The sequence below is a fragment of the Mycobacterium sp. IDUB_36 genome, assembly GCF_055419225.1.
Genome location: NZ_JBVAXH010000001.1, coordinates 2,985,755 through 3,010,455, shown reverse-complemented (window position 1 = coordinate 3,010,455; position 24,701 = coordinate 2,985,755). Strand labels below are relative to the sequence as shown.

Sequence of the window (24,701 nt, the reverse complement as noted above, 5' to 3'; positions counted from 1 at the left end):
AACGTAAGTCAGCGCTCGGCGAGCGCTTTCGCGAGATCGATGGTGCCGGTGCGGATCGCACCGACCACGCCGCCGTCGACCAGCAGATCAATCCCGGTGATGAACGATGCCGACGGCCCGAGCAGGAATTCGGTTGCGGCGGCGATGTCCTCGGGTGTACCGAAACGTCGCAACCCGGAGTTCTCGACCATCGCCCGCATCAGCGTGCCCGACTCGCTGTCGAGTTCGAGGCGGCCCATCGCCGTCGAAATCACTCCGGGGCTGATCGAGTTGATCCGGGCACCGCGCTCACCCCAGCTGCCCGCCGCGGCGGCCACCCGAATCTGGTTGGCGCGCTTGGCCAGAGGGTAGGCCTGCTGGCTGCTGGTGATAGTCGAACATGCTTCGAGACCGAGGAGGTCTTCGGCCGGCGCACTGGCCAGTTGGCGTTCGACGTCCGGTTCGAGCGGCGGCATCAGCATGTGGCCGGCCATGCTGGCGATGACGACCCCGGCGCCGCCGGGCTCGATGACTTTGCCGAACTCCTCGATGCTCAACGCGACGCCCAGCAGGTCGACGGCGAGCACCGCGTCCGCGGACGCCTGCTGCGGCGACAGCCCCGCGGTGTGCACCAGCGATGTGACCCGGCCGGCCGCGCGGGCCGTCTCGGCGACCGCAGCCAGAGAGCTGCGGGAGGTGACGTCGACCTCGTGAGTCAGGACGTGATGCCCGTCCTGGGTCAGCGCCGCCGCCGTCTCCGCGAGGCCTGCGGCGTCGATGTCGGCCAGCACAATGGTTCGCCCCGCTCCGCTGCGACGGGCGACGGCAATCCCCATGCCGCCCACTCCGACGATGACGAGAACTTCGTTGTTCATGGCATCTCTCCACTTCGACCTGAGGGGACCCCAGCGTAGTGCGTCGATATGAGAACATTATTCTCATCAACCGAGAGTGTCGATTGCAAGAAGGGAAACAGCGATGCAGATCAGCGGGAGTTCGGCGGTGGTCGTCGGCGGCGCAGGCGGCCTGGGCGAAGCCACGGTTCGACGGCTGCACGCGGCGGGAGCCAGAGTGGTCATCGCGGATCTGGCCGACGAGAAAGGGTCAGCGCTGGCCAAGGAGCTCGACGCCCGTTACGTCCGCACCGACGCGACCAAGACCGAGGACGTCAACGCCGCACTGGCCGAGGCCGAATCGCTCGCTCCGCTGCGGATCTCGGTGGATGCGCACGGTGGCCCCGCCAGTGGCGGACGGCTGATCGGCAAGGACGGCTCGCCACTGGACTTGGACGGCTTCAAGACGACCATCGACGTCTATCTGACCGGGGTCTTCAACGTCTTGCGCCTGGCCGCTGCGGCCATCGCGCGAACCGAGCCGCTCGACGAGGGCGCTCGCGGCGTGATCATCAACACCGCATCGATCGCGGCCTACGAGGGGCAGATCGGCCAGCTGCCGTACGCCGCGGCCAAGGGCGGCGTGGTCGGCATGACGCTGGTCGCCGCCCGCGACCTGTCCCCGCTGGGCATCCGGGTCGTGACGATCGCGCCCGGCACCTTCCTGACCCCGGCATACGGCAAGGCGGGCGACCAGCTCGAGGCCTACTGGGGCCCGCAGGTGCCTTTCCCCAAGCGGATGGGCCGCTCGCCGGAGTACGGCGCCTTCGTGCAGAGCATCGTCGAAAACGATTACCTCAACGGCGAAGTCATCCGTCTGGATGGCGCGCTGCGCTTCCCGCCGAAGTAGACGAAAAAGCGTCGGTCGCGTCCTGACGATGTGTGCGCTAATGGTGAGTAGCTGATTCGCACAGTCAGAAGGGACGGTCTCGATGAGGTTCACGCTGGTTCCCGACGTCCGCAGGGTTGTCGCCACGGCTGCGGCTGCAGTTGTTCTCATCGGCGTCACCGCCACTGCCCTCGCCCTTCCGGCGAGCGCAGACCCCGCTGATCCCGATCCGTTCAACCCTGCGGATTGCATCGCAAACGCAAGCGCTGTATGCAATCTCGGGCCCTACGGCCCGAACAGTCCGACGAATCCGAACAGCCCGACCAATCCGCTCAATCCACTGAATCCGTCCAGTCCGGACCACATCTGATCCCGGGCCGGACCCGGTCTCAGTTTTTGCCGGCGTTGAACTTCGCGACGATCGCGCGGAAGTCCTCGGTCTGCATGGACTGGCTCTCCGCCGACAGCGCGTAGTCGATGGTGTCCAGCACCGCGCGTTCCAGATGCAGGTTCAGCACCCGCTTGGTGCTCTCGACCGCCTGCTGCGGCAACTCGAGAATCTTCTTGGCCGCCTTGATCGCCTCGGCCATCGGGTCGGCCACGACGTGGTTGGCCAGCCCCAGTTCGACAGCCTTCGCGGCGGGAATGCGCGCACCGGTCAGTGCGTACTCCTTGGCCAGCAGCAAGCTGATGTGCAGCGGCCAGGTCAACGGTCCACCGTCCGCGGCGACCAATCCCACCTGCACGTGCGGGTCGGCCAGATAAGCGTCTTCGGCGATGTAGACGATGTCGCTGAGCGCCACCAGGCTGCAGCCCAACCCGACGGCCGGCCCGTTCACGGCGGCCAGCACCGGAATCCGGCAGCGCGCCATACCCAGCACGATCTCGCGCCCGTCGATGATCGTCTTGGCCCGCAGCGCCGCGTCGTTCGCCAGCTCCTCGAGATACCCGAAATCACCGCCGGCCGAAAAGGCCCGTCCCGCACCGGTTATCACCGCAGCTCGAGCGGTCAGGTCGTCACTCAACCGCTGCCACAGCTTTGCCAGGCCGTGGTGCAGCGAGTCGTTGACCGAGTTCAGCGAATTGGGCCGGTTCAGCGTGATGATCCGCAGCGGGCCGTCGGCCTGAACATCGATTTCGGTTGGCATGTCGTACATCTCAGGCTCCTTTGTTCGTCGTGACCCGCTTCACCCGCGATCACTCCTATCCCGTGGGTCGTGACCCGCTTCACCCGGACTCCGCCCGCGCTCGCGATCACTCCTATCCCGTCGGTCGTGACCCGCTTCACCCGGACTCCGCCCGCGCTCGCGATCACTCCTATCCCGTGGGTCGTGACCCGCTTCACCCGGACTCCGCCCGCGCTCGCGATCACTCCTATAACCCCAATATCCGTGAGGCGATGATGTTCTTCTGGATCTGCGAGGTGCCACCCATGACACTCTGGGCCCGGCTGTAGAGGTAGGCGCTGAGCAGGTTGGGGTCGTCGATACCGCCCACCGCCAGCGCGGCGTGGCCGACCGATTGCTCGACCCAGGTCATCAACAGCTTGTCCAGCGATCCGTCCGACGTGTGCGTAACGCCGTCGAGTTGCTCGGACAGCCGCCGTCGGACATGGTGGGTCAGCATCTCGGTTTGCACTGCGGCCCAGGCGAGTTCCTCATTCCGCGTACCGCCACTGCGCGCGGCCAGCTGACGAACGAGCTTGCCGTAGCGCGCCGCGTAACCCAGAGTCGACGGCTCGCGTTCGTGGCCGACCACGGTCATGGCCAGCGGCCACCCTTCGCCCGGCGCGCCGACCATGTTCTCGGCCGGCACGGTGGCGCCGTCGAAGGACACCTGACCGAATTCGGTGGTGACTCCGTTGATCATCTGCAGCGGACGCTGTTGCACACCAGGCTGTTTCATCGGAATGATGAAGGCCGAGATGCCGCGGTGCCGCTTGGCTTCGGGATCGGTGCGGGCCAGCAATAGACACCAGTCGGCAATGTCGGAGTAGCTGGTCCAGATCTTGTGCCCGTTGATGACGTAGTTGTCGCCGTCCCGGGTCGCGGTGGTCGTCAGCGAAGCAAGGTCGGAGCCGGAGCCGGGCTCGCTGAAGCCCTGACACCACCGCTCGGTTCCGTTGATCATGCCGGGCAGGAATCGAGTGCACAGCTCCTTGCTGCCGTGCCGGCTGAGTCCCGCGACCAGATAACCGAGGCTGGGCCGCGGCGGAGCCTCGGCGCGGGCGAGCTCCTCGTCGAGGATGACGTCGAAGACCGGTGGGAGTTCCTGGCCGCCGTACTCCTTCGGCCAGGACAATCCGAAGAAACCACCCTCGTACAGGGCGCTGTGCCATTCGCCCTGTTTGGCCCAGTACTCGTCACCGGAGCTGGGAAACTCCTTGGCATGCACCGAAAGCCACGATCGCAGTCGATCCCGGAAGGCCGCTTCGTCGGGCGAGTCACGGAAGTCCAACGCTGATCTCCTCCAGCTTGACGGGCCACAATTCGGTCGAGGTGAGCGCGCGACGCAGGAAGACGTGCGCCAGGCATTCCCAGGTGTTGCCGATACCGCCGTGCACCTGGATCGCCGTCTCGCACACGGTCCGCGCGGCACGGGCGCAGTAGACCTTCGCGAAGCGTCCGGCTCGAATCGCCTCGGCCGGATCCAGTTCGTCGACCGCCCAGGCGGCGTGCCGCAGGATGCTCACCGATCCCTCGATGAGTGCCAGACTTTCGGCAAGCAGGTGTGCGACAGCCTGATACGAGCCGATCGATTTACCGTATTGCTCGCGGATTTTCGCGTACTCGACCGCCAGACTTTGTGCACCACGGGCGGTGCCCACCAGGTCCGCCGATGTGGTGGCCAGTGCGAGCGCCAGCCACCGACGAGTGGCGTCATCGTCGAGTTCACCGATGGTGGAGGCAGTTTCGCCGAGATCTGCGGCGGCTCGGGTGAGGTCCACGGCCTCTCGGGTGGCACCCACGTCAACGGCCGACACCGTCGCGCCATCGAGCCTCAAAGCCCGTCGATAACCGCGCGCGTCGATGGCGTGGCCGCCGAACGCGGCGGTCGATCCGGATCCGTCCTCGCCGACCCGCCGGGCCAGGTCGTCGGCCAGCACCGGACCGAGAAACGGCGCGTCGACCAACCCGCGACCGAACTCCTCGGCGACGATCACCACTTCCACCGCGGAAGCCTCGTCGGAACGTAACGATCGCCAGCCAGCCTGCTGAATCTGCTTGTCGAGCCTGGCGATTCGCTCGGCATCACCGAGATCCTGCACCGAGCCCGGACCGAGATCGTCGGCCAGTTTCGCAGCCGCATCACGTAGCTGTTGTTGTTCAGCTGTCAGACGTACATCCATAGCGCTCCTTGAGAACTCGGCGCAACACCTTCCCCGAAGGCAGCCGAGGTATTTCCGGCACGAACACGACACGGCTCAGACGTTTGTAGGACGCCAGGCGCTCACCGACCCGCGCGGTGAGCTCGTCGGCGTCAACCGGCTCATTGGCGGCAACCGCGGCGACGACCAATTCACCGTCGGCGCCGTCCGGGATGCCGAACACCGCGCAGTCGTCGACGGCGGGGTGCTCGTGCAGTACGGTCTCGATTTCGGCGGGCGCGACCTGAAAGCCGCGAACCTTGATCATCTCCTTGGACCGATCGGTGATCCGCAACCAGCCCTCAGCGTCCAGGTAGCCGACGTCACCGGTGCGATACCACCCGTCGCACAACACCTCTCGTGTCGCCTCGCAGGGCAGATAGCCGGCCATCAGCGACTCGGCACGGGCCTGGATCTCACCGATCTCGCCGGGGCCGACCGGCTCGTCGGTCTGCGACGACGTCACCCGAACCTCGACACCCGGCACCGGCCGGCCGACGGAGTCGAGTCGCGCGCCGTCGACCGGGTTGCACGCGATCACCGGTAACTCGGTGGTGCCGTATGCCGGAACCCAGCCCACTCCGGTACGTCGAGTGACGGTCTCGGCCACACTGGCGCTGACCGGTGTCGCGCCCCACATGATGAATCGCAGCGAGGACAGATCGTAGGACTCCAGCCGCGCGTGCGCGGCGATGGCCAAAGCGATTGGTGCGACTGCCATCTCGACAGTGATGCGGTCGTCCTGGATGCACTGCAGCATGCGGTCGATGTCGAATCGGCGATGAAGACGCATCCACATACCGGTCTGCAGGGCCGTCATGATGTTCAGCAAGCCGAGGATGTGCGACGGGGGCGTGGCGATCTGGATCCGGTCGCGCGCGGTCACGCCCATCGCGTCACGCCAGTGGCCCACCGCGACCTGCAGCGAATGGTGGGTGTGGCGAACGGCTTTCGGCAAGCCTGTGGTTCCCGAGCTGAATGCCAGCACCGCGTCGGCATCGGGCGCAGGAGATGGTGCGGGTGTCGAATCGCCGGCGAGGATCGGCTCGTCGAGGTGCAGCATCGGCATCAGACCCGACAGCACCTCGTGGTCGCCGACGGCGTGCGGCGGGTTGGTCAGCGCCAGGGCATGCTCGACCTCGTGCCGCTTCCACGCCGGACTGATCAGCACCACGACTGCGGCCAGCCGCCAGATCGCCTGCAGCGCGACGACGAATTCGGGACGATTGGACGTCATCACTGCGACCCGCTGGCCCGCCGTCACACCCCGGGCTCGCAAGGTGGCGGCGAGGCCGTCCGCCAACGCCTCGAGCTGCGGCAACGTGTAATGCCGCTCCTCGAAGACCAGCGCGGTCGGGGACATTGAGAAGATCCTATCGTTTTGAGAGAATAGTATTCTCTCAGGCGAAGAACGCAAAGTGGGGATGGTGTACGGATGGTGGAACGCCACGTGTTCCAGCGGGCGACGGTGACCCGGATCGTCAAGGAGACCGCCGACAGCCGCACCTATGTTCTCGCCCCGGACGAGCAACCGTTCTCCTACCGTGCCGGGCAGTTCAGCACCTTCAAGGTGACCGTCGACGGCGAGGACCTCTACCGGTCGTATTCGATGTCGAGCGCCCCCGAGACCGATGCCGAGTTGATGACCACGGTCAAACGGGTCGCCGGTGGCCGAGTGTCGAACTGGCTGGTGGACAACGTGGTCGAAGGCGATGTGCTGACCATGACCCGAGCCGCAGGAACCTTCGTGCTGAGCCCGTCCACAGCGCCGCTGCTGGCATTCGCCGGCGGCAGCGGGGTCACCCCGATTCTGTCGCTCGCCAAGAGCGCGCTGGCCGGGACCGATCGTGCGGTGCGGATTCTGTGCGCCGATCGCGACCGGGGTTCGGCGATCTTCGACGCAGTGCTCGACGAGCTGGTAGCGCGGTTTCCCGGGCGGCTGACGGTCGAACGTCACCTCGATGACGAGCAGGGCCTCCTGGATGCGGCCGGCGTCGAGACGTTCGTCGGCGCGGACACCGGTGCCGACTGCTACGTCTGCGGCCCGGAAGGCTTCATGGCCGTGGTCCGCTCCGCGCTGCCCGACACGGCGAATGTCCTGATCGAAGATTTCGATGCCACACCGCCGGCCAAGTCTCCGGCGCCGGAGGTATCGGAAGCCGCAGGCGACGTCGATTCGGGCGGCTCGGTGAACATCCGGCTGAACCGCAAGAAGGTGTCGGTGCCGCGGGTGCCCGGTGAGACGCTGCTGGAGAGCGCGCGACGGGCCGGTCTGTCACCGCCGTTCAGCTGCGAGGCCGGCAACTGCGGAACGTGCATCGCCAAGCTCGTCGAGGGCGAAGCCACCATGCGTACCAACGACGTGCTCGAAGAGGATGAGATCGAGGACGGCTACATCTTGACCTGCCAGGCCGTTCCGGACACCGCGTCGATCACGGTGGAGTACGAATAGGCCCGGAATGGAATGCGGCGTCGCGGGGCTGAACCCGGGGACCGCACCCGAAAGGACCAGCCACCCATGACCGACCTTCCCGCCTTCGCTGACGTCGCCGCCGCCGACCAGGGGCTTGTCGTCTTCACCACGCTCCGGCGCGACGGCAGCGCCCAGGCATCCGTCGTCAACGCGGGAGTGCTTCCCCATCCGCTGACCAACGACCCGGTCGTGGCGCTGGTCGCCATCGGCAGTGCCCGCAAACTCGGCCACCTGCGGGCCGATCCCCGCACCACTGTCACGGCGAGGGCCGGCTGGCGATGGGCCACCGTCGAGGGAACCGCCCAACTCATCGGACCCGACGACCCGCATCCCGATGTCGACGACGAGCGGCTGCGGGTGATCCTGCGCGAGGTCTTCACCGCGGCGGGCGGCGACCACGACGACTGGGACACCTACGACCGGGTGATGCGCGAAGAGCGTCGAACCGCGGTTCTGATCACGCCGGACCGGGTCTACACCAACCCGTCGCGGGGCTAGCGAAGCTGAGCGCCCAATTCGGCGATGACCTCGCGGGTCCGCCGCTTCGAGGCGATCAGCTCGTCGCGGTTGTCGCCGATCGGCAGCAGTCGCACCGACAGGTCGGTCACTCCTGCGTCGGCGAAACGCCGCATCCGCGCCAGGATGGCTTCCTCGTCGCCGGCCGCGCAGATGTCGCCGACATCGCGGGCGTTGCCGTGGTCCAGCAGCCGCTGATAGTTCGGCGACACTTCGGCTTCGCCGAGGATCCGGTTGGCCCGCTCTTTGGCCGCATCGACTTCACTTGCGGCGCAGAGGCATACCGGAATTCCAGCAACGATGCGGGGTGCCGGACGTCCGGCGTTGGCGGCGGCCTTGGTGATCCGCGGGACAACGTGCTCGGCGACCGATCGCTCGTCGGCCATCCACAGCACCGTGCCGTCGGCGTGTTCGCCGGCCAGCTGGAGCATCACCGGGCCCAGCGCCGCGACGAACACCGGTAGCGGCGCGACCGGCGCGAGATCGTTCGGATTGTGCACAGTGAAGTGGTCGTTCTCGACGTCGATCGAACCCGGGCCGGCGAACGCCGCGTGCAACACCTCGAGGTAGTCGCGGGTATAGGCGGCCGGCTTCTCGTAGGGCAGGCCCAGCATGTCCTGGATGATCCAGTGATGCGACGGCCCGACGCCCAGCGCCAGCCGGCCGCCGGTTGCGGCGTGCGTCGACAACGCCTGGCGCGCCAACGCAATCGGATGCTGCGCCTGTAGCGGCACGACCGCGGTGCCCAGCTCGATGCGGGTGGTGCGAGTGCCCATCAGTGCGACGGCCAGCAGCGCGTCGAAGTCGTTCGGTACCTGGGGAATCCATGCGGTGTCCATGCCCGCGGATTCGGCCCACTCGATGTCGGCGAGCAGCTTGCTGACTTTGCGCGCCGAATCGCCACGCTCGGCGCCGATCATTACTCCGAGACGCACGTGTCCTCCAAAGTATCGTTATCTTTCTGACGATAACGTACTTGCAAAAAAAGAGAATGCCAATATCACGCGTCTGATCAGGCGTGATGCGGCGACGGAGTCAGCCGCGGCAGAGAATCTCGCCGTGCGGAATGGCCAGCCAGCCGTCGGGGGCAGCGGCCCACTGCCGCCACGCTGCCGCGATCTCACCGAGTTCAGCCGCGGTGGCCATCCCGGAGTCGACGAGCTGTCGGGCCAGGGCCGACTCGACGATCCGGTCGGACCACATTCCGCCCCACCAGTCGCGGGTCTCGGGCGTCGCAAAACACCAGAGATCACCGCTGGGCGTGATGTCCTTGAATCCGGCGTGTTGGGCCCACGACAGCAGGCGCCGCCCCGCGTCGGGTTCACCGCCGTTGGCCCGCGCGGCCGCGGAGTACAGCGTCCTCCAGTGATCGAGCGCCGGCAGCTCGGGAAACCAGGTGAATCCCGCGTAGTCGGCATCGCGGACGGCAACGACACCGCCGGGCTTGCACACCCGCCGCATCTCGCGCAGCGCCTGGACCGGGTCGGCGACATGCTGCAACACCTGATGGGCGTGCACCACGTCGAAGGTGTCGTTCGCGAAGTCAAGCGCGTGAACGTCGGAGGTCACCAACTCGATATTCGACCGGCCCTGGCGCTGCGCCTCGACGCGCGCCAAATCGAGGGCGGCGTCGGTCATTTCGACAGCGGTCAGCGTTCCCGGTGCGACTCGGGCAGCGAGATCGACGGTGATCGTCCCGGGGCCACAGCCAACGTCCAGCAGCGACATTCCGGGTCGCAGATGCGGCAGCAGATACGCCGACGAATTCTCTGCGGTACGCACCCGATGCCCGCGCAACACCGACTCGTGATGCCCGTGGGTGTAGACGGCCCGGTATTCACTGGACACGGCACGACCTCCCTTGAATCTCGTTCGGCGCCAAGGGTACCGTCGCGAATTCCATTATACGAAACGCCTGTCTCATATATTGAGACGCTACACAACCGGCACGTCGAGAATCGGCCGTTGGACGCCTGCGCCCGCTCCGTCGAAATGCCACCATTCGCCGGAGTACACCGACAGTCCGACAGCACCCATGGCGTCACGCAATCTGCGCCGGTTCGCCTGCTGCCCGATGCTGACGCCGTCGGTGGCGAAAGCCGTTGCGCGTGGCGAAAAGTCGTCAAAGTCGGTGCCCATGTCGACCAGGCAGTGTGGACACTGCTCGGTCATGTTGGCCAGTGTCACGTCGACCGAGCGGCCCGACTCATGGCTCTTGGCGAAATTGCCGGGTTTGGCCACCCACGCCGGGTTCGGCACGATGTCGAACATCTTGACCTGTACGTCGTGCGGGCGATAGCAGTCCCAGAAGACCAACCGGTCGCCGGTCGCCGCAAGCGCCTTGGCCGCCGAGGCGAGTCCGGCCGCCAGAGATTCGTGCACCAGGCAACGGGCACCGGCCGGATACAGCTGGGTATGGGTGAAGTTGTTCGGGGTCGCGTAGCGCAGGTCGATCAGCGCGTTGGGCACGACGGAACGGACATCGACGAATCCGGCGGCCCGCGCCTGGGGGCTCAGCGGCGGCACGTCGGCGCCGGCAATGGCGCCGCAGCTCAGGGAAGTGAGCAGGAGCAGGGCGAACAGGAATCGAACCATGGGTTCAGTATGCGACCGATGGCTCAGCCCCAGTCGATCGCCGCGGCCCGCTCCCGGACGTGTCGAATTCTGTCGGCGGACTGGGAGGCCACCGCGCGCTGCTCGTGTTCCAATGTGCCGGCCAGGTTTTCGGCTTCCGCCACGATCTGCTTGAGCAGGTCACGATGGTCCTCGATCATCGTGATGGTCGAGTTCCGGATCGCCACCACCGCGGAGCCGCGGGCCTCGGCCGGGGAGAATCCAGACGTGAGCAGCGGCGGCAGCATCTGCCGCTCGAAGTCCGTCATATCGCGCGACAGGTGGACGTTGAACGTCGCCAGAAAAGGATCCCGGTCGTCGAATTCGACGCTGCAGATCTTGAGCTGGTCCATCCCTGTCCCCCATCGAAGCCGAGCCGCGTCCCCCGCGAATTACAAGCCTGTATTTTACCGGCGCGCACGGACCCACCATCGACGGCCAGGCGAGCGGGCCGGTCACTGTTCCAGAAAAGTGACGTTCGAGTCGAGCGGGTTACGGGGCACGTTGAGGTTGTTGGCCGGGAACGAGGTATCGGTAAATCCAATAGCTATCCCGCAGAGAATCCGGTATTCGTCGCCTATCTGCAGCTGTGCTCGCACGACGTCCGGGTAGCCGGCGATGGACACCTGGACGCAGGTACCTAAGCCGCGGGCGGTGAGCGCGAGAAGGAACGTTTGCACGAACATGCCGACCGCGACCGCGTCGACGTAGTCGAGGTCGCGATGCATACACACGACACTGGCCAGCGGTGCACGGAAGAACTCCCAATTACGCAGCACGGCGCGGCGACGCGCTTCTGCATCGTGTCGCGCGACACCCATCGCGCCGTAGACAAGCGTTCCGAGTTCGCGTCGGTAGTCGGCGAAGTGCTCAGGCAGCGGCGGCACGACAGGTGTGGCGATGTCCGCCTCGGCCAAAAGTGCAGCGACGAGGCGATCGCGCGCCGCTCCCGAGGCGAAGACCACATGCCACGGCTGGATGTTCGAGTTCGACGGCGCGCGGATCGCCAATTCAAGTGCCTCAGTGACCAATTCCTGAGGCACCGGTTTATCGGCGAGGAACATTCTGGTCGAGTGGCGGCTGACGATGGCGTCTTCGAGGTCGTACACCAGTGCCTCGCATCTCTGTCGCGAACGATGGGACGGTCCTCCGCCGACAGAGGCATCGAGCTCCGGGGTAGTGAGTGGCCAGGGCCGGGATCGAACCGGCGACCTTCCGCTTTTCAGGCGGACGCTCGTACCAACTGAGCTACCTGGCCGGTAGGCAAGAGATGCCTCGCCGTGCTGGCGACCCTGACGGGACTCGAACCCGCGACCTCCGCCGTGACAGGGCGGCGCGCTAACCAACTGCGCCACAGGGCCTTGCTGTACTGCTCGCTCCGGCGTCGCCGCCGCCGCGCGTACCCCCAACGGGATTCGAACCCGTGCTACCGCCGTGAAAGGGCGGCGTCCTAGGCCACTAGACGATGGGGGCCAGAACCGAATCTCTTCGGGGGTACTCACAACGTGGTTCGCTGGAGCCACGTCAGCTTAGGGCACCGGGGACCGAATCCTCAAACGAGGACCCAGTATCCTTGTGCGTCGCCGCCCCTATAGCTCAGTTGGTAGAGCTACGGACTTTTAATCCGCAGGTCCTAGGTTCGAGTCCTAGTGGGGGCACCAAGCCGGATCAGTCCCGCACGGCGTTGAGATAGGTGATGTCGCCGAACGCCTGGGCGAGCTCGTCGTCGGCGTAGGCGAAGCCGTTGGCCGCATGCATCTCGGCGACCGCGCGGTGCGCCACCTGCCAGCCCCGCGTGGTGAGGTCTTCGATGATGTGGCTGCGCTCGTAGTGGTAGACCAGCTCGTCGAAGTCGACCTCGAAGCCCAGCTCGCGCATCCGATCGTGGTGGCTGCGCCACCGCGGGTCCTTGAAAATTGTTGTGTCGGGGACGAATTCAGAAGCCAGCTGGCTCCCCGTCGCACTCAGTTCGGTGACGTTGCCGAACAACGCGTCCTGCGCCTCGGGCGGCAGGTACACCACCAGACCCTCGGCGCTCCACGCCGACGGGGCCTGCGGGTCGAAGCCGGCGGCCCGCAGTGCCGCGGGCCAGTCGTCACGCAAATCGACCGCGACAGTGCGCCGCTCCACCGTCGGTTCGGCCCCGAGGTCCCGAAGCGTCGACGTCTTGAACTCGATCACCTCGGGCAGGTCCACCTCGTAGAGCACGGTGCCCTGCGGCCACGGCAAGCGATACGCCCGAGCGTCCAGGCCCGCGGCCAGGATCACCGCCTGCCGGATTCCGGCGCGCGTCGCGTCGACGAAGAACCTGTCGTAGAACCGCGTCCGGACCGCCATCCCCCGGGCCATCCGCGCCGGATCGAAATCCTTGCCGTCGGTGACCGGGATCTCGCCGTTGACCAGACGGGTGTAGACGTCGATGCCGACCGCGCGGACCAACGGCGCGGCGAACGGATCGTCGATCAGACCGGCGTCGGACGACAGCGCCCGCTGGGCGGCGACCATGGTCGCCGTCGCACCCACACTCGTCGCAAGATCCCAACTGTCGCTTTCGCTGCGTACAGACACCAGAACTCCCCTTTCGATGTACAAATTAATATAGACCAGCTATTTATTTGCTCGGCTTTCGGATGGAGGACCCGCGATGGACTTTGCGCAACGGACTGTCGATCTGGCTCGGCAGAACGTCATCGACGGCGGCCGGCCGTTCGCGACGGTGATCGTCAAGGACGGCGAGATCTTGGCCGAGAGCGCCAATCAGGTTGCGCAGAGCAATGATCCGACCGCCCATGCCGAGATACTCGCCATCCGCGCGGCCTGCGTGAGGTTGGGCACCGAGCACTTGACCGGCACCACGATCTACGTGCTGGCCCACCCGTGCCCCATGTGCCTGGGGTCGCTGTACTACTGCTCACCCGACCAGGTGGTCTTCTTGACCCAGCGCGACCAATACGAGCCGTACTACGTCGACGACCGCAAGTACTTCGAGCTGGCCACGTTCTATGACGAGTTCGGCAAAGACTGGCAGCGGCGCCGATTGCCGATGCGCTACGACCCCTGTGACGACGCGGTCGAGGTGTACCGGTTGTGGAACGAGCGCAATGGCGGCAGGCGGCCTCAGACGTTGGGGCAGTAGTGCTTTGGATCGCCGCGCTCGTCGAGCGGCGGCAGGTTGCGGGCCGGGGTCTGAATCAGCGGAGTATCGGCCGGGATCCGGCCGCCGGCCCGGTCGAAACCGGCCCTGGCTCGCGGGTGCTTGCGATACCGGGGCGGCACCACCGCGAAGATCAGCCGAACCAGATCGCCGAATCGGCGGTGCAACCACTCGTCGCGCCGAGACCAGCTGTAGCCCATCAGCTTTCGCACGGGCGGATCGTAAAGGCCCACGGTGACCCAGACGAAGAACGGTGAGATCAATTTGCGCTGCAGCGCCCACAGTCGATTCGGAATCCATTCCGCGAACGGCGGTTGGGGCAACTCCGTCAGGTTGAGCACCTCGCGGGCGGCGAAGTTGTTCTCCAGGACCTCACTGCACATGTGGTCCCAGTAGACCTGAAAATCCTCCCAGCTCTTGGGAACCGGTCGCATGCTCATGCCGTACATCCGGTACCACTCGACGTGTTCGTCGAACAGCTGACGCTTCTGCGCTTCGGTCAGCCCCCCACAGAAGCGTTCGGCCACGTGCAGGGTGCCGACGAAGAACGTCGAGTGCGCCCAGTAGAAGACGTCGGGATTGAGCGCGTGGTAGCGGCGCCCCTGATCGTCGGTGCCTTTGATCTCGATGTGGTAGTCGCGGACCTCTGCCCCGGTGGTCGGTGCGCGGTCGCCGTCGAAGACCACCCCGCCGATCGGATACAACGATCGCAGCAACCGCGGCCAGCGCTCACGGAAGAACGTCGAGTGCTCCTCGACGGCGGCGCCGAGTTGCGGGTGCATGTTCTGCATCGATCCGGCCCACGGGCCCTGCAGCATTCCGCGCCAGTCACCGAAGTAACGCCAGGTCAGCGAGTCGGGACCGAGCGGCTGCGGCGGGGCCTCGTATCCCAGCGGGGAAACTGGGCAACCCGACGCGACCGGGGACACCTCAGACGTATCTTGAGTCACTGGTTAAGTTTCCTGTATCAATTCGGCAGAATGACTACATGCGTTGTCAACAAGAGTCTAGGAGGCCCGTGCCGTCCGGTCAACGTGCGCGCCGCTGGTCCGGTGTTCCGCTGGAAGACCGCCAGGCCCTGCGCCGCGAAGAACTCGTCACCGCCGGTGTGCAACTGCTCGGCCAGGCGAGCGGTCCCGCGGTGACCGTGCGGGCGGTGTGCCGGCAGGCCGAGCTGACCGAGCGCTACTTCTACGAGAGCTTCGCCGAGCGCGACGAGTTCATCCGGGCCGTGTACGACGACGTCTGCGCCCGGGCGATGTCGACTTTGATGTCGGCGACCACGCCCCGTGAAGCGGTCGAGCGGTTCGTTGCACTGATGGTCGACGACCCGGTGCGCGGCCGGGTGCTGTTGCTGGCTCCGGCGGTGGAGCCGGTGCTGGTCCGCTCTGGCGCTGAATGGATGCCGAACTTCATCGACCTGCTGCAGGGCAAACTCACCCAGATCGGCAACCCGGTCCGCCAGAAGATGGTGGCCACCGGCCTGATCGGCGGCCTGACCGCGTTGTTCACCGCCTACCTGGACGGCCGTCTGGCCGCCAGTCGCGAGCAGTTCATCGACTACTGCGTCGACATGCTGCTCAGCAGGGCCGCCTCGGGCTGACCGGACCGCCCGATGTCGCTGCAGAAACTCGCGCGACGGAACTTGAATGTCACCGGCATGAACAGATATATTTACTGAAACCGACAGACACAGATATCTGGGAGGCGTTGTGCCGGATTCTTCAGACCTGGACTTGTTGCGTGAACTCGAGCCGGTGGTCGAGAAAAACATGAACCGGCACCTGAGCATGCACAAGCCGTGGAACCCGCATGACTACATCCCATGGTCGGATGGCAAGAACTACTACGCCCTCGGCGGCCAGGACTGGGAGCCCGGACAGTCCAAGCTGTCCGACGTCGCGCAGGTCGCCATGGTGCAGAACCTGATGACCGAGGACAACCTGCCGTCCTATCACCGCGAGATCGCGATGAACTTCGGCATGGACGGCGCCTGGGGCCAGTGGGTCAACCGCTGGACCGCCGAGGAGAACCGGCACGGCATCGCGCTGCGCGACTACCTCATCGTGACCCGCGCCGTCGACCCCATCGAGCTGGAGAAGCTGCGCATGGAGGTGGTCAACCGCGGCTTCAGCCCGGGACAGAACCAGCAGATTCGAGAAGACCTGTTCGCCGAGAGTCTGTTCGACTCGGTCATCTACGTGACCTTCCAGGAGTTGGCGACCCGCATCTCGCACCGCAACACCGGCAAAGCCTGCAACGAGACGATCGCCGATCAACTGCTGGCCAAGATTTCCGCCGACGAGAACCTGCACATGATCTTCTACCGCGACGTCTCCGAGGCCGGGTTCGAGATTGCGCCCAACCAGGCGATGAGGTCGCTGCACAAGGTGCTGCGCAACTTCCAGATGCCCGGCTACCAGGTGCCCGAGTTCCGCCGCAAAGCCGTGATGATCGCCGTCGGCGGCGTGTATGACCCACGTATCCACCTCGACGATGTGGTGATGCCGGTGCTGAAGAAATGGCGCATCTTCGAGCGCGACGACTTCACCGGCGAGGCCGCCGCGATGCAGGAAGACCTGGCGCTGCTGATCAAAGAGCTCGAGATGTCCTGCGACAAGTTCGAGATCTCCAAGCGCCGCCAATTGGAGCGCGAAGCCCGCACGGGCAAGAAGGTCACCGCATCCGAGTTGCATCGCACCGAAGGCACCCTGTCCCTGAGCCGGCGGTAACCGGCCTTGCGCATCGGTCCCATCACGTTGGCCAGCCCGGTGGTGCTGGCACCCATGGCGGGCGTGACGAACGTCGCCTTCCGCACGTTGTGCCGGGAACTCGAGCGTGAGCGCGTCGGCACGGTCAGCGGACTGTACGTCTGCGAGATGGTGACCGCGCGCGCCCTCGTCGAACGCCATCCCGTCACGATGCACATGACGACGTTCTCCGCCGACGAGTCGCCGCGGTCGCTGCAGCTCTACACCGTCGACCCGGCCACCACCTACGCGGCGGTGAAGATGATCGCCGACGAAGGCCTCGCCGATCACGTGGACATGAACTTCGGCTGCCCGGTGCCCAAGGTCACCCGTCGCGGTGGCGGCGCAGCGCTGCCGTACAAGCGGCAGCTGTTCGGCCAGATCGTCAACGCTGCCGTGCGCGGCACCGAAGGCACCGACATCCCGGTGACCGTCAAATACCGGATCGGCATCGACGACGAGCACCACACCCATCTCGAGGCCGGCAAGATCGCCGAGTCCGAGGGCGCGGCAGCCGTCGCGCTGCACGCCCGCACCGCCGCCCAGCGCTACTCCGGAACGGCCGACTGGGAGCAGATCGCCCGGCTCAAACAACACGTCCAGTCGATTCCGGTGCTCGGCAACGGCGACATTTTCGAAGCCAACGACGCACTGACCATGATGGCCGTGACCGGCTGCGACGGGGTCGTCATCGGTCGCGGTTGCCTGGGCCGACCGTGGCTCTTCGCCGAGCTCTCGGCGGCCTTCACCGGGACCGCGGCACCGACACCGCCGAACCTCGGCGAGGTGGCGAACATCATCAGGCGGCACGGCGAGCTGCTCACCGAGCACTTCGGCGAGAACAAAGGCATGCGTGACATGCGCAAACACATCGCCTGGTACCTGCACGGCTTTCCGGCCGGGTCGGACCTGCGGCGGGCACTCGCGCTGGTCAAGACCCGCGACGAGCTGGATCGGCTGCTGGATCAGCTCGACGGCGACACCCCGTTCCCGACCGCGGCCGGCGGACCGCGTGGCCGCCAAGGGTCACCGGCGAAGGTGGCGCTGCCCGATGGCTGGCTGGCAGATCGCGACGACTGCGCGGTTCCCAGCGGAGCCGACGTCATGCACTCCGGCGGCTAGCGTCCGGCGACGAAGCTGGTCGGTAAGACCCCGACGTAGTAACACTGTCGAGACCCTCCCGAGATCGCGTTAACGGTGCTGTCTCTATACGATATGGATCTTGTTGCATCTTGCACCGATGGCCGAAGCGAGTGCCATCATCGCGGTACGGCTGTACATGGATGACGCGACAATGAGGTCGCGCGGATACGTTGCGTTGCGCACGCGAGCATCATTCGTTGATTCGGAGGCCGGTAGGACATGAGTGACGGCGATTCAGCCACTCACGGCCCCGACGCCGATGACTCGAGACTTACCGGAAGTCCGCCCGGATCGCGAGGCGCCGCGCCGTGGGAACGGTTCGGAGCCACCACGCAGACCGCGACCATCGCGCACCGCTGGGTCGGGCCATCGGCCAAGCCGGATTCCACCGCGCCGATCGAGCCGGACGAACCCGCGCGCGACGCCGACGACGACTCCGCCGGACACCACACCGAGGGCGGGCTCACCGTCGCGGACCTGATCGCCAAGATGGGCGGCTCGGTCGCCGACCGCCCGCGTCACCACCGCGCGGCGCCGGACCCCGAAACCTCCGAGACCGAAGCCCCGCGGTCGACCGAAGCGAGTGCGGACTACGACGCCTACGAATTGCTGAGCCCGGCGGATTATGCCGACGAGCTGCCCGACCTGGACAAAATCCGCCGCACCGCCGTGCTCGGTGACGCCGACGCCGACACCGAGCAGACCACGGTGCTGCCGAAGACGCGGGTCGGCCTCTTGGAGGCGCCGGACACCGAGCCGGAGACCGATGACGCCGTCGCCCCCCGCAAGCGGCACCGGCACGGGGCGCTGCTCGTCGTCGGCCGGCTGGTGGTGGCGACCATCGCGGCGGCCGCCCTGGCCATGACCGGTGGGGCCTACCAGTGGAGCACCTCGAAGAACCACCGACTCAACACCATCAGCGCATTGGACCTGGGATCGCGCGACATCGTCGACCCGAACGCGCAATACGGCGACGAGGACTTCCTGATCGTCGGGATGGACTCTCGCGCCGGGGCCAACAGCAACATGGACGTCGGCACCACCGACGATGCGGGCGGTGCCCGTTCGGACACCATCATGCTGGTCAACATCCCGGCCAACCGCAAACGTGTTGTCGCCGTGTCGTTTCCGCGTGACCTGGCCATTACTCCCATTCAGTGCGAGGCGTGGAACCCCGACACCGGCGAGTACGGCCCGCTGTATGACACCGACACCAAGAAGTGGGGCCCGAAGAACGTCTACACCGAGACGAAGCTGAACTCGACGTTCTCGTTCGGCGGGCCGAAATGTCTGGTGAAGGAGATCCAGAAGCTGTCCGGATTGAGCATCAACCGCTTCATCGCGGTCGACTTCGCCGGCTTCGCGAAGATGGTGGACGCGCTCGGCGGTGTGGAGGTGTGCAGCACCACGCCGCTCAAGGACTACGAACTAGGCACCGTGTTGTCGCATTCCGGTCGTCAGCTGATCGACTCCAAAACCGCGCTGAACTACGTTCGGGCCCGCAACATCACCACCGAGAACAACGGCGACTACGGCCGGATCAAGCGGCAGCAGCTGTTCCTGTCGTCGTTGCTGCGGTCGCTGATCTCCAAGGAGACCTTCTTCTCGATGAGCAAGCTCAACAGCGTCGTCAACATGTTCATCAGCAACAGCTACGTCGACAACATCCGGACCCGCGACCTCGTCCAGCTCGGCCAGTCGGTGCAGGGCATGAACGCCGGCCACGTCTCCTTCGTGACCGTACCGACCGGCGTCACCGACGAGAACGGTGATGAACCGCCCCGCACCTCCGACATGCGGGCGCTGTTCGACGCGATCATCAGTGACGACGCGCTGCCCGGTGAAAACGACATGAACGCGACGTCGAGCCCGCCGACCACACCGGCGAATGCCCTGTCCTCCAAGGGATCTCAGACCGGCCAGCTCGCCGAACAGCACCCCGAGCATCTGCAGGCCGTCGCCGCCGCCCCGCAGAACGTCACCGTGCAGGTCTCGAACTCGACCTCGAAGTCAGGGTTGGCCACCACCGCCAGCAACCAGCTGAAGCGCAAAGGGTTTCGGGTCAAGTCGCCTGACGATTACCCGAACCCGCTTAAGTCCACCAAGGTGCTGTACTCGCCGGGCAACGAACAAGCCGCCGCCACGGTCGCGGGCTCCTTCGCGAACGCCAAAGTTGAGCGGATCACCGGCACAGGACCAGTTATTCAGGTGGTGCTCGGCTCGGACTTCGCTTCCGTCGGCACACCTCCGCCGGCCGGCTCCCAGGTCAACCTGCAGGTCGAGCGCAACACCAGCAGCCCGTCGACCAAACTTCCGGAAGACCTGACGGTCACCAACGCCGCCGACACGCACTGCGAGTAGCGGGCGAACCGGCATTCACCGCGAGTTCAGCTCCACTTCGCGCGGGTTCCTGCCCGTTGCGCGGTAGGGAAAGTACGCTGGTTTCATGCGCACCGCCTATCACGAGCAGCTCTCTGAGCTCTCTGAACAGCTCGGCGCAATGTGCGGGCTGGCCGGCGCCGCGATGGAGCGGGCCACCCAGTCGTTGTTGCAGGCCGACCTGGTCCTCGCCGAGCAAGTCATTTCCGATCACGAAAAGATCGCCGAACTCAGCGCCCAGGCCGAGGAGAGCGCCTTCGTGCTGCTGGCTCTGCAGGCGCCCGTCGCCGGCGACCTGCGTTCGATCGTGAGCGCCATTCAGATGGTCGCCGACATCGACCGGATGGGTGCGCTGGCTCTGCACGTCGCCAAGATCGCCCGCCGGCGTCATCCGCAGCACACACTGCCCGAGGAAGTCAACGGATACTTCGCCGAAATGGGCAGGCTGGCAGTCGAATTGGGCAACAGCGCGCAGGAAGTGCTGTCCTCGCGCGACCCGGAGAAGGCCGCCCGGATCCGCGAAGAAGACGACGCCATGGACGACCTGCACCGGCACCTGTTCACCGTGCTGATGGACCGGGAGTGGAAGCACGGGGTGGCCGCCGCGGTCGACGTGACGCTGCTCGGCCGCTTCTACGAACGCTTCGCCGATCACGCCGTCGAGGTGGCGCGCCGGGTCATCTTCCAGGCGACCGGCCACTTCCCCGAGGAGACGGCGGTCGCGCAGTCCGGCTAGCCGAAGCGGCCGGAGATGTAGTCCTCGGTGGCCTTCTGCGTCGGGTTGGAGAAGATTTTCTCGGTGTCGTCGATCTCGATCAACCGGCCCGGCTTGCCGACGGCTTCGAGGTTGAAGAATGCGGTGTGGTCGCTCACCCGGGCGGCCTGCTGCATGTTGTGGGTGACGATGACGATGGTGTATTCCTGCTTCAACTCGGCGATCAGGTCCTCGATGGCCATCGTGGAGATGGGGTCCAGCGACGAGCACGGCTCGTCCATCAGCAGCACGTCGGGTTGCACGGCGATGGCTCGGGCGATACACAGCCGTTGCTGCTGACCACCGGACAGTCCGCCGCCGGGGCGCTCGAGCCGATCCTTGACCTCGTCCCACAGGTTGGCGCCGCGGAGCGCGTGCTCGGCGGTGTCGTCGAGTAGCTTGCGGTTGCGCACACCCTGCAGCTTCAGCCCGGCCACCACGTTGTCGCGAATCGACATGGTGGGAAACGGGTTTGGACGCTGGAAGACCATTCCGATCGCCCGCCGAACACCCACCGGGTCGATACCGGAGCCGTAGATGTCGTCATCGTCGAGCAGCACGGTGCCCTGCATGCGGGCGCCGGGCGTCACCTCGTGCATCCGGTTGAGCGTCCGCAGCACCGTCGTCTTGCCGCAACCGGACGGCCCGATGAACGCCGTGACGCTCCTCGGCAGAACCGAGAGCGAGACATCGGCGACGGCCTGGAACGCGCCGTAAAAGATGTTGACGTCCTTCAGGTCCAACCTCTTAGCCACTGGAGCTCCTGCCTGTCCTTTCGGATGCAAAAACGTGCGAGACGACCTTGGCCACCAGGTTAATGACGGCGATGACCAAGATCAGTGTCAGGCCCGCACCCCACAACCGATCCGTGGGAATCGGACTGGTGCCGGCCCCGGCCGAGGTCTGGTCGTACATCATGCCGGGCAGCGAGCCCATGAAGCCACCGAAGACATCGAAATTCATCGCCTGCGAGTAACCCACCAGGATCAGCAGCGGCGAAGTCTCCCCCATCACCCGGGCCAGGGCCAGCAGGATCCCGGTGCTGATTCCGGACAGGCCGGCCGGCAACACGATCTTGGTAATCGTCCGCCAGTGTGGCACGCCCAGCGCGTAACTGGCCTCCCTCAGTTCCACCGGGAAGATCTGCAACATCTCCTCGGTGGTGCGCACGATCACCGGGATCATCAGCAACACGAGAGCCAGCGACACCGCAAAGCCGGATCTCGGAAGCCCGAGGGTGGCGATGCACAGCGCGTAGATGAACAGCGCGGCGACGATCGACGGCACACCGGTCAAGACGTCGACCATGAACGTGGTCACCCTGCCCAGCCTGCTGCCTCCGGCGTATTCGACCAGATAGATCGCGACGAAAACGCCGATCGGTATGGAGATCAGCGCACACACCAGACCTTGCAGCACCGTGCCGACGATGGCGTGATACACGCCGCCGCCCGCCAGAAAGGCGGTCATGCCGGCCTGCGAATGCGTCCACCACACCGTCGATTTCACCGCGGCGAAGCCTTTGGTCAGCACTGAGTACAGCACCCAGGTCAACGGCACCAGCGCCACCCCGACCGACACCGTCGTCAATACGGTGGCGACGGCATCGGAGAGCCGCCGACGCACGCTCACACCGGTGAAGGTTCGCGCCTTGAGTGGGCGGTCCAGCATCGACGTCATCGGGTGCCCCTGGCCGAAACAGCCTCGCGCGCTACGGCATTCACCACAAGGGTGAGCAGGAACAGCACCAGGCCCGCGGCGATGTACGCGCCCGCCCGGTATTGGTTGTTGAATTCGTATGCGGTGGCGGCGATCTTGGTCGCAAAGGTGTAGCCGCCGTCGAACAACGACCACCCGAACGCCGCCTGGGTGCCACGCAGGATGATCAGCAGCGCGACGGTCTCGCCCAGCGCCCGACCCAGACCCAGCATCGCGCCGCTGATGTAGCCGGAACGCCCGAACGGCAGCACCGCGGTCTTGACCACCTCCCAGCGGGTGGCGCCGAGCGCGAGTGCGGCCTCGATGTGGCCCTGCGGCGTCTTCATGAACACCTCGCGGGTGACCGCGGTGATGATCGGCAGAATCATCACCGCCAGCACGATCCCGGCGGTGAAGATCGTTCCGCCGCCGGATACCGATGCATTGCCGGTCGCGAACAAGAACACCCCACCCAGGTGGTCGTTGAGCCATACCGCCACCGGTTGCAGCCGCGGCGCCAGCACGAACAGGCCCCAGACTCCGTAGATGATCGACGGCACCGCCGCCAGCAAGTCGACCAGATAGGCCAGTGGCCCGGTCACCCGCCGGGGCGAATACTGGGCGAGGAAGATCGCGATCCCCAGTGCCACCGGCATCGCCAGGGTCAGGGCGAACAGCGCCACCATCACCGTCACCTGGACCAGGTCGAGCACGCCGAACCGCATCGCCTCGGTGTTGGTGGTGTCCCAGTTGCCGCCGTAGGTGAAGAAATTGACCCGGTCGCGGGTCAGTGCCGGCACCGCGCGTATCACGAGAAACAGCCCGATCGCCGCGACCAGCGCCACGATCAGGGCACCCGAACCCGTGGCCAGGTTGCGAAACAGCGAATCGCCGCGGCTGTGTGTGATGTCGCCCCAGCTGAGCGGCGTCGCGGCCGGCCCGCGCGGTGACGTTGCGACGACCTGACCCGAACCGGTATCGGCGGGATTCGGCGTCGTCACTGTGTCCACTTCTCCTCGGGTGATCTGCGCCCAAGGGTAATTCGTCGGGTCAGCGGATCGTGTTGATCGCAGTGATCAGGCGCTTTTTGAACTTTTCCGGGAGCGGAATGTAGCCCGCGGCCGACAGGCCGTCTTGCGCATCCTCGGCGGCGACGGTCAGCAGGGATCTGAGCGCCGCACTGGTCGCCGGGTCGTAGCCCTTCGAGCAGACGATCTCGTAGGTGGCCAGCACCAACGGATAGGCGCCCGCTTCCCGGGAGCGGTAGATCGACTTCAGGTTGAGCTCCAGATCGTTGCCCTGCCCCGCGAAGGTGGCCCCGTCGATGGCCTTGCGGGCGGCGTCGTCGGTGAGGGCGACCGCACCGCTGCCGTCGTTGATCTGCGCGTAGGGCACGCCACTCTGGTCGGCGAAACCTTTCTCGACGTAGCCGATAGCGCCGACAGCGGAGTGCACGGCCTGGATGACGCCGGCCGACTTCTGCGCTCCCTCGCCCACGCCGCCCTGGAACTCGCTGCCGGTGTTGCGGTTCCAGCTGTCCGGCGCGGCGGCAGCCAGATACTTCTGGAAGTTGTCGGTCGTGCCCGAGGAGTCCGAGCGGTAGATCGGCGAGATCCTGGTGTTCGGCAGCTTGGTGCCCGGGTTGAGTTTCGCGATGGCCGGGTCGTCCCAGTTGGTGATCCAGCCGCTGAATATCTTGGCCAATACGTCGGCGTTGACGACGAGCTGCTTGACCCCGTCGAGGTGGAAGACGATGGCGATGGGTCCGAACACCATCGGCAGATGCCAGGCCGGATTGCCGTTGCAGCGGGCGGCGGCCTGTTCGACCTGATCCTTGCTCAACGGCGAATCCGAGCCGGCGAAGTCGACATGCCTGGCGATGAACTGCTCGCGTCCGGCACCGGATCCGGTCGGGTTGTAGGCCAACTGCTTGCCGGGGCACAGCTGCGACCAGTCCATGTTGAACAGGGCGATGGCGTTCTGCTGCGCAGTGGATCCCTCGGCGGTCAGGTCTTGCCTTCCGTCGCAGTTCACCGGCCCGGTCGGGGCCTTCATACCGTGCAGGTTGCTGTCACTGCCGCAACCGGTGGACATCACGCCCGCGATCGTGGCGGCCACCAGCGCTGCACGCACCGCGTGGAGCTTCACCGGTC

25 protein-coding genes and 4 tRNA genes are annotated in these 24,701 nt (G+C 65.9%); 10 read left to right on the top strand and 19 right to left on the bottom strand.

The annotated features are described in order from the left end of the window. Window positions 1-8 precede the first annotated feature (8 nt). The gene (locus ACZYW1_RS14925) at window positions 9-854 is read right to left on the bottom strand and encodes an SDR family oxidoreductase (RefSeq protein WP_463786920.1); all 846 of its coding nucleotides are present in this window, start codon (window positions 852-854) and stop codon (window positions 9-11) included. Between the two features lie 103 nt (window positions 855-957). On the opposite strand from ACZYW1_RS14925, the gene ACZYW1_RS14920 reads away from it, so the two are divergent. Further along, window positions 958-1,722 carry an SDR family NAD(P)-dependent oxidoreductase gene (locus tag ACZYW1_RS14920; RefSeq protein ID WP_463786917.1) on the top strand — a complete coding sequence of 255 codons (765 nt, stop codon included), beginning with the start codon at window positions 958-960 and terminating at the stop codon, window positions 1,720-1,722. A 368-nt stretch (window positions 1,723-2,090) separates the two neighbouring features. Here ACZYW1_RS14920 and ACZYW1_RS14915 read toward each other — a convergent pair whose 3' ends face one another. From ACZYW1_RS14915 to ACZYW1_RS14900, 4 genes are all read right to left on the bottom strand, one after another. Then, a complete protein-coding gene (locus ACZYW1_RS14915) occupies window positions 2,091-2,858 on the bottom strand; it encodes an enoyl-CoA hydratase/isomerase family protein (RefSeq protein WP_463786916.1) in 768 nt (255 codons plus the stop codon). 217 nt (window positions 2,859-3,075) lie between these two features. Next, window positions 3,076-4,158, bottom strand: coding sequence for an acyl-CoA dehydrogenase family protein (locus ACZYW1_RS14910; protein WP_463786914.1), 1,083 nt, complete (start codon window positions 4,156-4,158; stop codon window positions 3,076-3,078). Further along, the gene (locus ACZYW1_RS14905) at window positions 4,145-5,050 is read right to left on the bottom strand and encodes an acyl-CoA dehydrogenase family protein (RefSeq protein ID WP_463786912.1); all 906 of its coding nucleotides are present in this window, start codon (window positions 5,048-5,050) and stop codon (window positions 4,145-4,147) included. Before ACZYW1_RS14905 ends, ACZYW1_RS14910 begins: the two co-directional genes overlap by 14 nt. Further along, window positions 5,028-6,431, bottom strand: coding sequence for a class I adenylate-forming enzyme family protein (locus ACZYW1_RS14900; protein WP_463786911.1), 1,404 nt, complete (start codon window positions 6,429-6,431; stop codon window positions 5,028-5,030). Before ACZYW1_RS14900 ends, ACZYW1_RS14905 begins: the two co-directional genes overlap by 23 nt. Window positions 6,432-6,503: 72 nt before the next feature. On the opposite strand from ACZYW1_RS14900, the gene ACZYW1_RS14895 reads away from it, so the two are divergent. Continuing rightward, window positions 6,504-7,520, top strand: a complete 1,017-nt coding sequence (locus ACZYW1_RS14895; protein ID WP_463786910.1) for a 2Fe-2S iron-sulfur cluster-binding protein — start codon at window positions 6,504-6,506, stop codon at window positions 7,518-7,520. 66 nt (window positions 7,521-7,586) lie between these two features. Then, the gene (locus ACZYW1_RS14890) at window positions 7,587-8,039 is read left to right on the top strand and encodes a TIGR03618 family F420-dependent PPOX class oxidoreductase (protein WP_463786908.1); all 453 of its coding nucleotides are present in this window, start codon (window positions 7,587-7,589) and stop codon (window positions 8,037-8,039) included. Here the strand turns inward: ACZYW1_RS14890 and ACZYW1_RS14885 are convergent. The 8 genes from ACZYW1_RS14885 to ACZYW1_RS14850 all read right to left on the bottom strand — a co-directional run bounded on the left by ACZYW1_RS14885 (window position 8,036) and on the right by ACZYW1_RS14850 (window position 12,143). Next, complete coding sequence (locus tag ACZYW1_RS14885; protein ID WP_463786907.1) at window positions 8,036-8,992, bottom strand: LLM class F420-dependent oxidoreductase; 957 nt, start codon at window positions 8,990-8,992, stop codon at window positions 8,036-8,038. The genes ACZYW1_RS14890 and ACZYW1_RS14885 overlap by 4 nt on opposite strands. 100 nt (window positions 8,993-9,092) lie before the next feature. Beyond that, on the bottom strand, window positions 9,093-9,905 hold the full coding sequence (locus ACZYW1_RS14880; RefSeq protein WP_463786905.1) for a class I SAM-dependent methyltransferase: 813 nt from the start codon (window positions 9,903-9,905) through the stop codon (window positions 9,093-9,095). 87 nt (window positions 9,906-9,992) lie between these two features. Continuing rightward, entirely contained in the window at window positions 9,993-10,652 is a 660-nt protein-coding gene (locus ACZYW1_RS14875; RefSeq protein WP_463786904.1) for a M15 family metallopeptidase, read from the bottom strand. 23 nt (window positions 10,653-10,675) lie between these two features. Further along, window positions 10,676-11,023 (bottom strand): hypothetical protein, encoded by a 348-nt coding sequence (locus ACZYW1_RS14870; RefSeq protein WP_463786902.1) that lies wholly within the window; start codon window positions 11,021-11,023, stop codon window positions 10,676-10,678. 102 nt (window positions 11,024-11,125) lie between these two features. Beyond that, complete coding sequence (locus tag ACZYW1_RS14865; RefSeq protein ID WP_463786900.1) at window positions 11,126-11,779, bottom strand: nitroreductase; 654 nt, start codon at window positions 11,777-11,779, stop codon at window positions 11,126-11,128. A gap of 75 nt (window positions 11,780-11,854) precedes the next feature. After that, window positions 11,855-11,928 (bottom strand) — tRNA-Phe (locus tag ACZYW1_RS14860). A 26-nt stretch (window positions 11,929-11,954) separates the two neighbouring features. Then, window positions 11,955-12,031: transfer RNA gene (locus ACZYW1_RS14855), tRNA-Asp, on the bottom strand. Between the two features lie 39 nt (window positions 12,032-12,070). Continuing rightward, window positions 12,071-12,143 (bottom strand) — tRNA-Glu (locus tag ACZYW1_RS14850). Between the two features lie 112 nt (window positions 12,144-12,255). On the opposite strand from ACZYW1_RS14850, the gene ACZYW1_RS14845 reads away from it, so the two are divergent. Further along, window positions 12,256-12,331 (top strand) — tRNA-Lys (locus ACZYW1_RS14845). A 7-nt stretch (window positions 12,332-12,338) separates the two neighbouring features. Here the strand turns inward: ACZYW1_RS14845 and ACZYW1_RS14840 are convergent. After that, window positions 12,339-13,175: an SAM-dependent methyltransferase gene (locus ACZYW1_RS14840; protein WP_463787837.1), complete on the bottom strand. Its 837-nt coding sequence runs from the start codon at window positions 13,173-13,175 to the stop codon at window positions 12,339-12,341. Window positions 13,176-13,314: 139 nt separating this feature from the next. Between ACZYW1_RS14840 and ACZYW1_RS14835 the strand changes: the two genes are divergently transcribed. Then, window positions 13,315-13,806: a nucleoside deaminase gene (locus ACZYW1_RS14835; protein ID WP_463786898.1), complete on the top strand. Its 492-nt coding sequence runs from the start codon at window positions 13,315-13,317 to the stop codon at window positions 13,804-13,806. On the opposite strand, the gene ACZYW1_RS14830 is transcribed toward ACZYW1_RS14835, so the two are convergent. Then, the gene (locus ACZYW1_RS14830) at window positions 13,788-14,774 is read right to left on the bottom strand and encodes an oxygenase MpaB family protein (RefSeq protein WP_463786896.1); all 987 of its coding nucleotides are present in this window, start codon (window positions 14,772-14,774) and stop codon (window positions 13,788-13,790) included. The two genes, ACZYW1_RS14835 and ACZYW1_RS14830, sit on opposite strands and share 19 nt — an antisense overlap. 68 nt (window positions 14,775-14,842) lie before the next feature. Here ACZYW1_RS14830 and ACZYW1_RS14825 point away from each other — a divergent pair, with 68 nt between their 5' ends. The 5 genes from ACZYW1_RS14825 to phoU all read left to right on the top strand — a co-directional run bounded on the left by ACZYW1_RS14825 (window position 14,843) and on the right by phoU (window position 20,832). Further along, window positions 14,843-15,427: a TetR/AcrR family transcriptional regulator gene (locus ACZYW1_RS14825; RefSeq protein ID WP_463786895.1), complete on the top strand. Its 585-nt coding sequence runs from the start codon at window positions 14,843-14,845 to the stop codon at window positions 15,425-15,427. A gap of 109 nt (window positions 15,428-15,536) precedes the next feature. Continuing rightward, window positions 15,537-16,556, top strand: coding sequence for an acyl-ACP desaturase (locus ACZYW1_RS14820; RefSeq protein ID WP_463786893.1), 1,020 nt, complete (start codon window positions 15,537-15,539; stop codon window positions 16,554-16,556). A 6-nt stretch (window positions 16,557-16,562) separates the two neighbouring features. Continuing rightward, a complete protein-coding gene (gene dusB / locus ACZYW1_RS14815) occupies window positions 16,563-17,696 on the top strand; it encodes a tRNA dihydrouridine synthase DusB (protein ID WP_463786892.1) in 1,134 nt (377 codons plus the stop codon). 240 nt (window positions 17,697-17,936) lie between these two features. Then, on the top strand, window positions 17,937-20,078 hold the full coding sequence (locus tag ACZYW1_RS14810) for an LCP family protein (protein ID WP_463786890.1): 2,142 nt from the start codon (window positions 17,937-17,939) through the stop codon (window positions 20,076-20,078). A gap of 85 nt (window positions 20,079-20,163) precedes the next feature. Further along, window positions 20,164-20,832, top strand: a complete 669-nt coding sequence (gene phoU / locus ACZYW1_RS14805; protein WP_463786888.1) for a phosphate signaling complex protein PhoU — start codon at window positions 20,164-20,166, stop codon at window positions 20,830-20,832. Here the strand turns inward: phoU and pstB are convergent. Genes pstB through pstS form a run of 4 tightly spaced genes read right to left on the bottom strand, consistent with a single transcriptional unit; the run spans window position 20,829 to window position 24,696 of the window. Then, complete coding sequence (gene pstB, locus ACZYW1_RS14800; RefSeq protein ID WP_463786886.1) at window positions 20,829-21,605, bottom strand: phosphate ABC transporter ATP-binding protein PstB; 777 nt, start codon at window positions 21,603-21,605, stop codon at window positions 20,829-20,831. The genes phoU and pstB overlap by 4 nt on opposite strands. Beyond that, window positions 21,598-22,530, bottom strand: coding sequence for a phosphate ABC transporter permease PstA (pstA, locus tag ACZYW1_RS14795; protein ID WP_463786884.1), 933 nt, complete (start codon window positions 22,528-22,530; stop codon window positions 21,598-21,600). The genes pstB and pstA overlap by 8 nt, the downstream gene beginning before the upstream one ends. After that, a complete protein-coding gene (gene pstC, locus ACZYW1_RS14790; protein WP_463786882.1) occupies window positions 22,527-23,549 on the bottom strand; it encodes a phosphate ABC transporter permease subunit PstC in 1,023 nt (340 codons plus the stop codon). Before pstC ends, pstA begins: the two co-directional genes overlap by 4 nt. Window positions 23,550-23,598: 49 nt before the next feature. Further along, window positions 23,599-24,696 carry a phosphate ABC transporter substrate-binding protein PstS gene (gene pstS, locus ACZYW1_RS14785; protein WP_463786880.1) on the bottom strand — a complete coding sequence of 366 codons (1,098 nt, stop codon included), beginning with the start codon at window positions 24,694-24,696 and terminating at the stop codon, window positions 23,599-23,601. Between the last annotated feature and the right edge of the window lie 5 nt (window positions 24,697-24,701).

Coding starts and splice junctions, on each gene's coding strand:
- ACZYW1_RS14870 (WP_463786902.1), bottom strand. CDS start 11,023: ATGGACCAGCTCAAGATCTGCAGCGTCGAATTCGACGACCGGGATCCT.
- ACZYW1_RS14925 (WP_463786920.1), bottom strand. CDS start 854: ATGAACAACGAAGTTCTCGTCATCGTCGGAGTGGGCGGCATGGGGATT.
- ACZYW1_RS14920 (WP_463786917.1), top strand. CDS start 958: ATGCAGATCAGCGGGAGTTCGGCGGTGGTCGTCGGCGGCGCAGGCGGC.
- ACZYW1_RS14905 (WP_463786912.1), bottom strand. CDS start 5,050: ATGGATGTACGTCTGACAGCTGAACAACAACAGCTACGTGATGCGGCT.
- ACZYW1_RS14895 (WP_463786910.1), top strand. CDS start 6,504: ATGGTGGAACGCCACGTGTTCCAGCGGGCGACGGTGACCCGGATCGTC.
- ACZYW1_RS14840 (WP_463787837.1), bottom strand. CDS start 13,175: ATGGTCGCCGCCCAGCGGGCGCTGTCGTCCGACGCCGGTCTGATCGAC.
- pstA (WP_463786884.1), bottom strand. CDS start 22,530: ATGACGTCGATGCTGGACCGCCCACTCAAGGCGCGAACCTTCACCGGT.
- phoU (WP_463786888.1), top strand. CDS start 20,164: ATGCGCACCGCCTATCACGAGCAGCTCTCTGAGCTCTCTGAACAGCTC.
- ACZYW1_RS14810 (WP_463786890.1), top strand. CDS start 17,937: ATGAGTGACGGCGATTCAGCCACTCACGGCCCCGACGCCGATGACTCG.
- ACZYW1_RS14875 (WP_463786904.1), bottom strand. CDS start 10,652: ATGGTTCGATTCCTGTTCGCCCTGCTCCTGCTCACTTCCCTGAGCTGC.
- ACZYW1_RS14890 (WP_463786908.1), top strand. CDS start 7,587: ATGACCGACCTTCCCGCCTTCGCTGACGTCGCCGCCGCCGACCAGGGG.
- ACZYW1_RS14835 (WP_463786898.1), top strand. CDS start 13,315: ATGGACTTTGCGCAACGGACTGTCGATCTGGCTCGGCAGAACGTCATC.
- ACZYW1_RS14900 (WP_463786911.1), bottom strand. CDS start 6,431: ATGTCCCCGACCGCGCTGGTCTTCGAGGAGCGGCATTACACGTTGCCG.
- ACZYW1_RS14915 (WP_463786916.1), bottom strand. CDS start 2,858: ATGTACGACATGCCAACCGAAATCGATGTTCAGGCCGACGGCCCGCTG.